A 10,175-nucleotide genomic window follows, 5' to 3' on the forward strand; every position below is an offset into this window, starting at 1 on the left:
GTCTCCATGAGGGACCGCCAGCTTAGGACAAGAGGAGCTATTGATGAAAGCGCCCCGCGTGACCCTTGATCAATGGCGAACGTTGCAGGCCGTGGTCGACCACGGCGGATTCGCCCAGGCCGCCGAGGCCCTGCATCGCTCGCAATCGTCGGTGAGTTACACCGTCGCCCGCATGCAGGATCAGCTCGGCGTGCCGCTGTTGCGCATCGACGGTCGCAAGGCGGTGCTGACCGAAGCCGGCGGCGTGTTGCTGCGCCGCTCGCGACAACTGGTGAAACAGGCCAGCCAACTGGAAGACCTCGCCCATCACATGGAGCAGGGTTGGGAAGCTGAAGTGCGGCTGGTGGTCGACGCCGCCTACCCGAGCGCCCGTATCGTGCGCGCGTTGACCGCTTTCATGCCGCAGAGCCGTGGCTGCCGCGTGCGGCTGCGTGAGGAAGTGTTGTCGGGCGTCGAAGAAGTGCTGCTCGAAGGCGTGGCCGACCTGGCCATCACCGGGCTGAGCATTCCCGGTTACCTTGGCGCGGAATTGAGCGATGTCGAATTTGTCGCCGTCGCCCATCCTGATCATGCGCTGCACCGGCTCAACCGCGAACTGAGCTTTCAGGACCTGGAAACCCAGATGCAAGTGGTGATCCGCGACTCCGGCCGCCAGCAACCCCGGGACGTTGGCTGGCTCGGCGCCGAACAGCGCTGGACCGTCGGCAGTCTCGCCACGGCTGCGACGTTCGTCAGCAGTGGCCTGGGATTCGCCTGGCTGCCACGCCACATGATCGAGCGGGAACTGAAAGACGGCTCGCTCAAGCTGCTACCGTTGGACAGAGGCGGCAATCGCAACTCCAGTTTCTATCTGTATTCGAACAAGGACAAACCCTTGGGCCCAGCGACGCAAATCCTCATCGAACTGCTGCGCACCTTCGACACCCTGCCGCTGGACGCACCGTTCGCCGCCCCCGAACAAGCCTGACACGGAGTTCACCGATGGCGTATTTCGAGCATGAAGGTTGCAACCTGCACTACGAGGAATATGGCCACGGCGATCCGTTGCTGCTGGTTCACGGTCTGGGCTCCAGCACCCTGGACTGGGAAATGCAGATTCCCGCACTGGCCGCACATTACCGGGTGATCGTCCCGGACGTGCGCGGTCACGGCCGCTCCGACAAGCCCCACGAGCGCTACAGCATCGCCGGCTTCAGCGCCGACATCGTCGCCCTGATCGAGCACCTGAAGCTCGGCCCGGTGCACTACGCCGGGCTGTCCATGGGCGGCATGATCGGCTTTCAGTTTGCGGTCGATCAGCCGTGGATGCTCAAGAGCCTGACCATCGTCAACAGCGCGCCCGAGGTCAAGGTGCGTACCCGCGACGATTACTGGCAGTGGTTCAAGCGCTGGAGTCTGATGCGTGTGCTCAGCCTCGCCACCATCGGCAAAGCCCTTGGCGCCAAGCTGTTCCCCAAACCGGAGCAGGCCGGTTTGCGTCAGAAGATGGCAGAGCGCTGGGCAAAAAACGACAAACGTGCTTATCTCGCCAGCTTCGATGCGATTGTTGGCTGGGGGGTTCAGGAACGACTTTCCCGGGTCACCTGTCCAACCCTCGTCGTCAGCGCCGACCGGGACTACACCCCGGTTTCGCTGAAAGAAACCTATGTCAGACTGCTGCCCCATGCGCGGCTGGTGGTGATCGCCGATTCGCGCCACGCCACCCCGCTCGATCAGCCCGAACGCTTCAATCAAACGCTGCTGGAGTTCCTCGCCACAGCCGATAATCACCCTCAGGATCACTGACCCATGCTGAAAAAACTCGCCCTCGCCGCCGGCACCGTGCTGTTCGCTGCCAACCTGATGGCTGCCACACCGGCAAAAGCGCCGCACGTGCTGCTGGACACCACCAACGGCCAGATCGAAATCGAGCTGGACCCGGTCAAGGCGCCGATCAGTACCAAGAACTTCCTCGAGTATGTCGACAGCGGTTTCTACAACAACACCATTTTCCACCGCGTGATCCCGGGCTTCATGGCCCAGGGCGGCGGCTTCACCCAGCAGATGCAACAGAAAGAAACCAAGGCGCCGATCAAGAACGAAGCCAGCAACGGCCTGCATAACGTTCGTGGCACCCTGTCGATGGCCCGTACTTCCAACCCGGATTCGGCCACCAGCCAGTTCTTCATCAACGTGGCCGACAACGCCTTCCTCGATCCGGGCCGTGACGCCGGTTACGCGGTGTTCGCCAAAGTGGTCAAGGGCATGGACGTGGTCGACATCATCGTCAACTCCCAGACCACCACCAAACAGGGCATGCAAAACGTGCCGGTCGACCCTGTGATCATCAAGTCGGCCAAGCGCATCGACTAAGCTTTACAGGGCATTATCGAGCGGCGCCGATTACCCATCGCGCCGCTCACACTGATAAAAGGAGAGCCCGTGCTCCGGGCGGTTATCTGATGCTCTATCGCCGTTTCGAACAACTGATCGACATATTCCGCGATGCCCCGACGGCATCCCCGCCGGACCGCGTTCTGCCCTTCTATACCTATTACCTGAAGCAGGTCTGGCCGAGCTTCGCCGCCCTGCTGATCGTCGGCCTGTTCGGTGCCTTGATCGAAGTGGCGCTGTTCAGTTACCTGAGCCGCATCATCGACCTCGCCCAGGGCACGCCGAACGCCGATTTTTTCAAGGTGCACGGCGCCGAACTGGCGTGGATGGCCGTCGTGGCATTGCTGCTGCGCCCCCTCTTCCTGGCCCTGCACGACATGCTGGTGCACCAGACCCTGAGCCCGAGCATGACCAGCATGATTCGCTGGCAGAACCACAGTTACGTGCTCAAGCAGAGCCTGAATTTCTTCCAGAACGACTTCGCCGGGCGCATTGCCCAGCGCATCATGCAGACCGGCAACTCGCTGCGCGATTCCGCCGTGCAGGCGGTGGATGCGTTGTGGCATGTGCTGATCTACGCGATCAGTTCGCTGGTGCTGTTCGCCGAGGCTGACTGGCGCCTGATGATCCCGCTGCTGACATGGATCGCGGCCTACGTCGGCGCACTCTATTACTTCGTACCACGGGTCAAGGACCGCTCGGTGGAAGCCTCAGACGCGCGCTCGAAACTGATGGGCCGGATCGTCGACGGCTACACCAACATCGCCACCCTGAAGCTGTTCGCCCACACCAACTTCGAACAGCACTACGCCCGCGAGGCGATCCAGGAACAGACCGAAAAAGCCCAGCTGGCCGGTCGCGTGGTCACCAGCATGGACGTGGCCATCACCACCATGAACGGTCTGCTGATCGTCGGCACCACGGCGCTGGCCCTGTGGCTGTGGACGCAGTCGCTGATCAGCGTCGGCGCGATCGCCCTGGCCACCGGCCTGGTGATCCGCATCGTCAACATGTCCGGCTGGATCATGTGGGTGGTCACCGGCATTTTCGAAAACATCGGCATGGTCCAGGACGGTCTGCAGACCATCTCGCAACCGGTCAGCGTCACCGACCGGGAGCAGGCCAAACCGTTGGCCGTGGCCCGTGGCGAAGTGCGTTTCGAGCACGTGGATTTTCACTACGGCAAGAAGAAAGGCATCATCGGCGACCTCAACCTGACCATCAAACCGGGCGAAAAAATCGGTCTGATCGGGCCGTCCGGCGCCGGCAAGTCGACCCTGGTCAACCTGCTGCTGCGCCTCTACGATGTCGAGGGCGGGCGGATCCTGATCGACGGCCAGAACATCGCCGAAGTCGGCCAGGAAAGTCTGCGCGCGCGGATCGGCATGATCACTCAGGACACCTCGTTGCTGCACCGCTCGATCCGCGACAACTTGCTGTACGGCAAGCCCGACGCCACCGACGCCGAACTCTGGGAAGCGGTGCGCAAGGCCCGCGCCGATGAGTTCATTCCGCTGCTGTCGGATGCCGAGGGGCGCACCGGATTTGATGCGCATGTCGGCGAACGCGGGGTGAAACTTTCCGGTGGTCAGCGTCAGCGGATCGCCATTGCGCGGGTGCTGCTCAAGGACGCACCGATCCTGATCATGGACGAAGCGACCTCGGCGCTGGACTCGGAAGTCGAAGCGGCGATTCAGGAAAGCCTGGAAACCCTGATGCAGGGCAAGACCGTGATCGCCATCGCTCACCGCCTTTCGACCATTGCCCGCATGGACCGACTGGTGGTGCTGGAGAACGGCAAGATCGCCGAAAGCGGCAACCATGCCGAACTGCTGGCCCATGGCGGATTGTATGCGCGGCTGTGGGCGCACCAGACCGGAGGGTTTGTCGGCATCGACTGATCCTGCGTCAAAACGCAAAAAACCGCCAGAGCCCTTTAACCACGTGCTCTGGCGGTTTTTTATCGACTGCTGGAAATCCGCACAAACCCTGCTGTACTGAGCCAAGGCTCCGGAACGGAACCTGTCGTAAGTCTGCAGGGACGCACCACTCGATGCAGTCTCGATAGCAAGCCTATCAAGGACTCTGTCATGTCTCTTTTCAAACGTTCAGTCACTGAGTTGTTGGGTACGTTCTGGTTGGTGTTGGGCGGTTGCGGCAGTGCGGTCATCGCCGCGTCTTCGCCTTTGGGAATCGGCGTGCTGGGGGTGGCCCTGGCGTTTGGTCTGACGGTGCTGACCATGGCATTTGCCATCGGCCACATCAGCGGCTGTCACCTCAACCCGGCCGTGTCGGTCGGTCTGGTCGTCGGCGGTCGGTTCCCGGTCAAGGAACTGCCCGCCTACGTCATCGCCCAGGTGATCGGCGGGATTCTGGCAGCGGCCCTGCTCTACCACATCGCCAGTGGCAAGGAAGGATTCGACATCGCTGCCGGCCTGGCCTCAAACGGTTACGGCGAGCACTCGCCGGGCAAATACTCGATGGCATCCGGCTTCGTCACCGAGTTGGTGATGACCGCCATGTTCGTGGTGATCATCCTCGGCGCTACCGACAAACGCGCCCCGGGAGGACTGGCACCGATCGCCATCGGCCTGGCCCTGACGCTGATCCATCTGATCTCCATCCCGGTCACCAACACCTCGGTCAACCCGGCCCGCAGCACCGGCCCGGCGCTGATGGTTGGCGGCTGGGCCATCGCCCAGTTGTGGATGTTCTGGGTCGCGCCACTACTCGGTGCGGTGGTTGGCGGCGTGCTCTATCGCTGGCTGGGCAAGGAAGACAGCTGAAGGTGTCGGCGAGGATCAGGCTTGCCGATACGGCAAGGCGCTCCTCGCCTCTTCGGCATAGGCCAGTACACCGGCGCGCTCCTGGTGCAGGAAGTCTTTGACCGCGGCTTTTAGACCGGGATGGCGCAGGTAATGCCAGGAATGGGTGATCACCGGTTCGAAGCCGCGAATCAGTTTGTGCTCGCCTTGGGCACCGGCATCGAAACGTTGAAATCCATTGGCAATCGCATAGTCCATGCCCTGATAGAAACAGGTCTCGAAGTGCAGCCGGTCGAACTCGGCCAGGCATCCCCAGTAGCGCCCGTAAAAACTGTCGCCGCCCACCAGACTGAACGCCATCGCCACCGGCCGTGAGCCCTGCCGGGCCAGCACCACGCGGATCGATTCCGGCATGCGCTCGGCCAGCAGGCTGAAGAATTCGCGGGTCAGATATGGTGCCTGCCGACGCACCGCGTAGGTGTTGGCATAACAGGCATAGACGAAATCCCACTGCGCCTCGTCCAGCTCCCGGCCTTCCAGCCATTCGAACTCGAAGCCCTGCCCCGCCACTTGCTCGCGCTCTTTACGCATCTGCTTGCGCTTGCGCGAGGCAAGCACGTCGAGGAAATCCTGAAAGTCGCGGTAGCCGCGATTCTGCCAGTGGTACTGACAGCCGATGCGTTGCAGCCAGCCCGGCTGCTCGGCCATGGCGGCATCGGTGAACGCGTCGGTGAAATTGATGTGGGCGCTGGAGAGCTCTTCGATTTCCAGATACCCCGGCAGGCTCTTGAGCAGCTCGAATCCGTCCTCGACATTCGCTGCCAGCAACCGTGGACCGCTGACCGGACTGAATGGCACCGCGCTCAAAAACTTGGGGTAGTAATCGATGCCGGCCCGGGCGCAGGCATCGGCCCAGCCGTGATCGAACACGTATTCGCCGTAGGAATGCCACTTGCGATAACCGGGCAATGCGGCGATCACACTCCCCGCTTCGACGTGCAGCAAATGCTCCGCTTGCCAGCCCGTGTGCGGGCCGACGCTGCCGCTGTCCTCCAGCGAAGCCAGAAAGGCATGGCACAGAAACGGCTGGTTTTGCGGGACCAGAACATCCCAGTCGGACGCCGGAATTTCCGACAGTTTATGCAGACGTTGCAGCGGCATTTTCCTCTCCACTTTCGGGCGTGAACGCCTGGCGAGTATCGCTGATCGGCCGGGCGTTGCCCACGTTCGATTGCGCGACAGCGCTCTAGATCAATAGTTCACGGCAGTTTTGTACCGTCATCAACCTGCCATCATCGTGCCACTGCTCTGTCATAAACCATCGCGATACTGGCGCCTGTTTTTAGAGCGCCGGGTTCTACCCCGGACACTGTTTTCCGACCGTCAAACCGTCGGTTGTGCCCAGGATGGTTCAGCCATCCCCTTCATCTTCGGAGATTGCTATGCGTCTTGCTTCCACGAAAACTGCGGCGGCCCTGTGCGGTGGCCTGTTGCTGGCCATGAGTGTACCGGCCAGTGCCGCAGTCGAGGCCAAACTGCTCGACATGCTCAAGGCTAACGGTTCGATTTCCCAGGCGCAGTACGTTGAACTGCAAACTGAACTGGCCAAGGATCAGAAGGCCCAGCAAATCGCGCAGCAGGCGCAGCAAGAGACCAACGAGCAAATCGCGGCGACCGCGAAGAAAACCAACGAGCTCAGCAGTTTCGACCAGAAACTGGCCTGGGCCGCCAAGACCCAGTTCAAGGGCGATGTGCGTATCCGTCAGGAAACCATCAAGATCGATGGCGAGCCGAACAACGGCGGCCGCGACAAGGATCGTCAGCGCATCCGTGCCCGTCTGGGTGCCTACACCGAGATCAACCCGCAAGTCGACACCGGCATTCGTATCGCCACCGGCGGCGGCGACGACGCCCGTTCGACCAACCAGGACCAGGACAACTACTTCGACAAGAAGCAGATCTGGCTCGACCTGGGCTACATCGACTACCACCCGGACCAGATCAAGAACCTGCACATCATCGGCGGCAAAATGCTGCAACCGTGGGTGAGCATGGGCGACGTGATCTGGGACAGCGACATCAACCCGGAAGGTCTGGCCGTTACCTACAAGTATCCATTGGGCAGCAGCGTCGAACTGTTCGGCAGCCTGGGTAACTACAACCTCAAGGACAACGTCGACGGCGACGGCGTGCAGTTCCGTCACGACCTGCGCCTGACCGCCGGCCAGCTGGGCAGCCGCTTCGCGATCACTGACAACCTGAAACTGACCCTGGGCGGCAGCGTCTACGCCTACCAGAACGATGAAGACAGCCGTTGCACCGGCACCTCCACGCCGTGCGCCCTGGCCGTCAACGGCAACTCGGCGAACAACGAATTCCGTCTGTACGAAGGCTTCAGCCAGGTCGACATCGGCGGCCTGCCAATGCCGCTGTCGTTCTACGGGCAGTACGTGAAGAACAACGATGCCGTGACCGATCAGGACACCGCGTGGCTGGTAGGTGCCAAGTCGAAAGTCTTCGGCCTGAACCTCGACTACAACTATCGTGACGTGCAGCGCAACGCTGTGGTCGGCGCCTTCACCGATTCGGACTTCGCCAACGGCACCACCGGTTCCCGTGGCCACAAGTTCAAGGTCGGTTACGACATCGACAAGAACTTCGCCATCGGTGCGACTTACTTCCTGACCAAGGCCGACTTCTCCAGCCGTACCCAGCGCGATGCAGACACCAACACCCTGCAGCTGGATGCGGAAGCGAAGTTCTAAGCAACCCGGCAACAGACTTCAAACGATGGGTTGGACATCCGGTTCCATCGTTTGAAGAGGCTTCAACAGACTGGCGCGACCTCAGCGATCCCCATCATCCGTTCGCTGCGGCCGCGCCAGTCTGTGTTTTCAGGGACTATCCTCGCGCCGCAGCTGTGCCAACTGTTCGGCCAACGCGTCCACGCCCTCTTCAGGCTTTTGCGGCATTGCCCGCAACGTGGCCTGCATCAAACGCATCTGGCGAATGAAACGCCGGCAATTGCGGCAGAACATCAGGTGATGACGCACCATCAGTTTCTCGCGAAAGCTCAACTGGCCATCGAGATAATCGCTGGATCGCGCCACTTGCTCCTTGCAGGTCAACATTCTCCCGTCTCCTCAAAATGCTCCACGGTCGCAAAGACCTTCAAACGTGCCCGATGCAGCAGCACGCGGACATTGGAGAGCGAGATCTCCAGAAGATTACAGATCTCCTCCAGCTCCAGGCCCTGGCGTTCGCGCAGCAACAGCACGCTGCTTTGCAGTTCCGACAGGCTCAACAACGTGTGCTCGAGGCATTCACGCAGCTCGCCTTCTGTCAGCAACGCTTCAGGCGTGTCCTGGTGCCAGGCAAACGGTGCAACCAGCCAGTGGCCGTCGCCGGGAGAAAAACGATCATCGTCGATGGTGCCGTGGGGTGACGGCAGATCATCCAGCAACACTTCGCGACGATTGAGTTTGTAGCGGCTCTTGGCCGAGTTGGCGGTGATGGTCAGCAGCCAGGTCTTGAGACTGGAGCGCCCCTCGAAACGGCCGATATTACGCACCACCGACAGCCAGGCGTCCTGTACCACTTCTTCGACATGGCGCTGGCCGACAATCGCGTAGGCCACCGCGCGCATGGGGCTTTGATAGGTGCTGACCAGCTCCTTGAAAGCCTTCTGCTCACCGGCGAGCAGCCGCTCAAGCAATCGGGTGTCGTCAACTGCCATCCATCAATCCCCTGTTCCTGACTTCGAAAATGATAGCGGCAGGACTTCGCCTGCCGCCACTTTCGAAAATTACAGCGTTCGCGCCGATTCGGATGTAGGAAACGTCAGCGCGATTAAGAGGAAATGAACCCGATTTTAGCGTTTACGCAGAATCACACTACCAATCGAGTAACCGGCACCGAACGAACTCAGCACCGCCAGCGAGCCGGCCGCCAGATCGTCCTGATATTTGTGGAACGCAATCACGGAACCGGCGGAGCTGGTGTTGGCGTAGGTGTCGAGAATCACCGGGGCTTCTTCTTCGGTGGCTTCGCGACCCAGCAACTTGCGCACGATCAGGTGGTTCATGCTCAGGTTGGCCTGGTGCAGCCAGAAGCGCTTCACGTCACCGACGTTGAGCTTGTTCTCTTCCAGATGTTCGCCGATCAGCTCGGCGACCATCGGGCACACGTCCTTGAACACCTTGCGGCCTTCCTGCACGAACAGTTTGTCGCGGGCGCCGATGCCCTCTTCCGCTGCGCGGTTGAGGAAGCCGAAGTTGTTGCGGATGTTGTTGGAGAACTTGGTCAGCAGTTTGGTGCTGACCACGTCGAACTGGTGTTTCGACGTTGCCAGATCGGCGCGCTCGATGATCACGGCAGTGGCGGCGTCACCGAAGATGAAATGGCTGTCGCGGTCACGGAAATTCAGGTGACCGGTGCAGACTTCCGGGTTGACCATCAGGATCGCCCGAGCCTGGCCAAGTTGCACGGTATTGGCGGCTTGCTGGATGCCGAAAGTCGCCGACGAGCAGGCAACGTTCATGTCGAAACCGAAACCCTGGATGCCCAGCGCTTCCTGGACTTCGATGGCGATGGCCGGGTAGGCGCGCTGCAGGTTGGAGCAGGCGACGATTACACCGTCGATGTCAGCGGCGGTCTTGCCGGCACGCTGCAGGGCTTGCTCGGCAGCGCCGATGGCCATCTGGCAGAGCACCGACCATTCGTCGTTGGAACGTTCCGGCAGACGTGGCGCCATGCGCGCAGGGTCGAGGATGCCATCCTTGTCCATGACAAAGCGGCTCTTGATGCCGGAAGCTTTTTCGATGAACGCGGCGCTGGACTCGGTCAGGGCCTGGACTTCGCCGCTGGCGATGGCGTCGGCGTTGTCCGCGTTGAACTGGGCGACGTAGGTATTGAAAGACTGCACCAGCTCTTCGTTGGAGATGCTGTTGGCCGGGGTATACAGGCCGGTGCCGCTGATGACGACGTTATGCATGGTCGTTTCTCTAATCTGTTCAGGCAGAAAGTGCTGGCACCGAC

The 10,175-nt window shown here is 61.1% G+C and carries 10 protein-coding genes; 6 read left to right on the forward strand and 4 right to left on the reverse strand.

Features of this window, described 5'->3' with window-relative positions:
* The first annotated feature begins 43 nt into the window (after positions 1-43).
* From L6D82_RS13080 to aqpZ, 5 genes are all read left to right on the forward strand, one after another.
* Positions 44-967 carry a PA3225 family LysR-type transcriptional regulator gene (locus L6D82_RS13080; RefSeq protein WP_011332960.1) on the forward strand — a complete coding sequence of 308 codons (924 nt, stop codon included), beginning with the start codon at positions 44-46 and terminating at the stop codon, positions 965-967.
* A 14-nt stretch (positions 968-981) separates the two neighbouring features.
* Positions 982-1,785: an alpha/beta fold hydrolase gene (locus L6D82_RS13085; RefSeq protein WP_085747184.1), complete on the forward strand. Its 804-nt coding sequence runs from the start codon at positions 982-984 to the stop codon at positions 1,783-1,785.
* A gap of 3 nt (positions 1,786-1,788) precedes the next feature.
* Positions 1,789-2,352: a peptidylprolyl isomerase gene (locus L6D82_RS13090; protein ID WP_102685996.1), complete on the forward strand. Its 564-nt coding sequence runs from the start codon at positions 1,789-1,791 to the stop codon at positions 2,350-2,352.
* 89 nt (positions 2,353-2,441) lie between these two features.
* Entirely contained in the window at positions 2,442-4,274 is a 1,833-nt protein-coding gene (locus tag L6D82_RS13095; RefSeq protein WP_102685995.1) for an ABC transporter ATP-binding protein, read from the forward strand.
* Between the two features lie 189 nt (positions 4,275-4,463).
* The gene (gene aqpZ / locus L6D82_RS13100) at positions 4,464-5,159 is read left to right on the forward strand and encodes an aquaporin Z (protein WP_085747186.1); all 696 of its coding nucleotides are present in this window, start codon (positions 4,464-4,466) and stop codon (positions 5,157-5,159) included.
* 15 nt (positions 5,160-5,174) lie between these two features.
* Here aqpZ and L6D82_RS13105 read toward each other — a convergent pair whose 3' ends face one another.
* The gene (locus L6D82_RS13105; protein ID WP_102717542.1) at positions 5,175-6,299 is read right to left on the reverse strand and encodes a GNAT family N-acetyltransferase; all 1,125 of its coding nucleotides are present in this window, start codon (positions 6,297-6,299) and stop codon (positions 5,175-5,177) included.
* A 281-nt stretch (positions 6,300-6,580) separates the two neighbouring features.
* Here L6D82_RS13105 and L6D82_RS13110 point away from each other — a divergent pair, with 281 nt between their 5' ends.
* Positions 6,581-7,903: a putative porin gene (locus tag L6D82_RS13110; protein ID WP_236189460.1), complete on the forward strand. Its 1,323-nt coding sequence runs from the start codon at positions 6,581-6,583 to the stop codon at positions 7,901-7,903.
* A 129-nt stretch (positions 7,904-8,032) separates the two neighbouring features.
* On the opposite strand, the gene L6D82_RS13115 is transcribed toward L6D82_RS13110, so the two are convergent.
* The 3 genes from L6D82_RS13115 to L6D82_RS13125 all read right to left on the reverse strand — a co-directional run bounded on the left by L6D82_RS13115 (position 8,033) and on the right by L6D82_RS13125 (position 10,131).
* Positions 8,033-8,269, reverse strand: coding sequence for an anti-sigma factor family protein (locus L6D82_RS13115; RefSeq protein ID WP_085747188.1), 237 nt, complete (start codon positions 8,267-8,269; stop codon positions 8,033-8,035).
* Positions 8,263-8,874, reverse strand: a complete 612-nt coding sequence (locus L6D82_RS13120) for an RNA polymerase sigma factor (RefSeq protein ID WP_085747189.1) — start codon at positions 8,872-8,874, stop codon at positions 8,263-8,265. Before L6D82_RS13120 ends, L6D82_RS13115 begins: the two co-directional genes overlap by 7 nt.
* 135 nt (positions 8,875-9,009) lie before the next feature.
* Complete coding sequence (locus L6D82_RS13125; RefSeq protein ID WP_064594196.1) at positions 9,010-10,131, reverse strand: beta-ketoacyl-ACP synthase III; 1,122 nt, start codon at positions 10,129-10,131, stop codon at positions 9,010-9,012.
* Positions 10,132-10,175: the final 44 nt, after the last annotated feature.

It is taken from the genome of Pseudomonas paraglycinae (assembly GCF_021601625.1).
Lineage (GTDB): Bacteria > Pseudomonadota > Gammaproteobacteria > Pseudomonadales > Pseudomonadaceae > Aquipseudomonas > Aquipseudomonas paraglycinae.

What these genes read in the sequence shown, in the direction of transcription:
- L6D82_RS13085 (WP_085747184.1), top strand. Translation starts at nt 982, where the DNA reads ATGGCGTATTTCGAGCATGAAGGTTGCAACCTGCACTACGAGGAATAT.
- L6D82_RS13120 (WP_085747189.1), bottom strand. Translation starts at nt 8,874, where the DNA reads ATGGCAGTTGACGACACCCGATTGCTTGAGCGGCTGCTCGCCGGTGAG.
- L6D82_RS13110 (WP_236189460.1), top strand. Translation starts at nt 6,581, where the DNA reads ATGCGTCTTGCTTCCACGAAAACTGCGGCGGCCCTGTGCGGTGGCCTG.
- L6D82_RS13125 (WP_064594196.1), bottom strand. Translation starts at nt 10,131, where the DNA reads ATGCATAACGTCGTCATCAGCGGCACCGGCCTGTATACCCCGGCCAAC.
- L6D82_RS13095 (WP_102685995.1), top strand. Translation starts at nt 2,442, where the DNA reads ATGCTCTATCGCCGTTTCGAACAACTGATCGACATATTCCGCGATGCC.
- aqpZ (WP_085747186.1), top strand. Translation starts at nt 4,464, where the DNA reads ATGTCTCTTTTCAAACGTTCAGTCACTGAGTTGTTGGGTACGTTCTGG.
- L6D82_RS13115 (WP_085747188.1), bottom strand. Translation starts at nt 8,269, where the DNA reads ATGTTGACCTGCAAGGAGCAAGTGGCGCGATCCAGCGATTATCTCGAT.
- L6D82_RS13080 (WP_011332960.1), top strand. Translation starts at nt 44, where the DNA reads ATGAAAGCGCCCCGCGTGACCCTTGATCAATGGCGAACGTTGCAGGCC.
- L6D82_RS13090 (WP_102685996.1), top strand. Translation starts at nt 1,789, where the DNA reads ATGCTGAAAAAACTCGCCCTCGCCGCCGGCACCGTGCTGTTCGCTGCC.
- L6D82_RS13105 (WP_102717542.1), bottom strand. Translation starts at nt 6,299, where the DNA reads ATGCCGCTGCAACGTCTGCATAAACTGTCGGAAATTCCGGCGTCCGAC.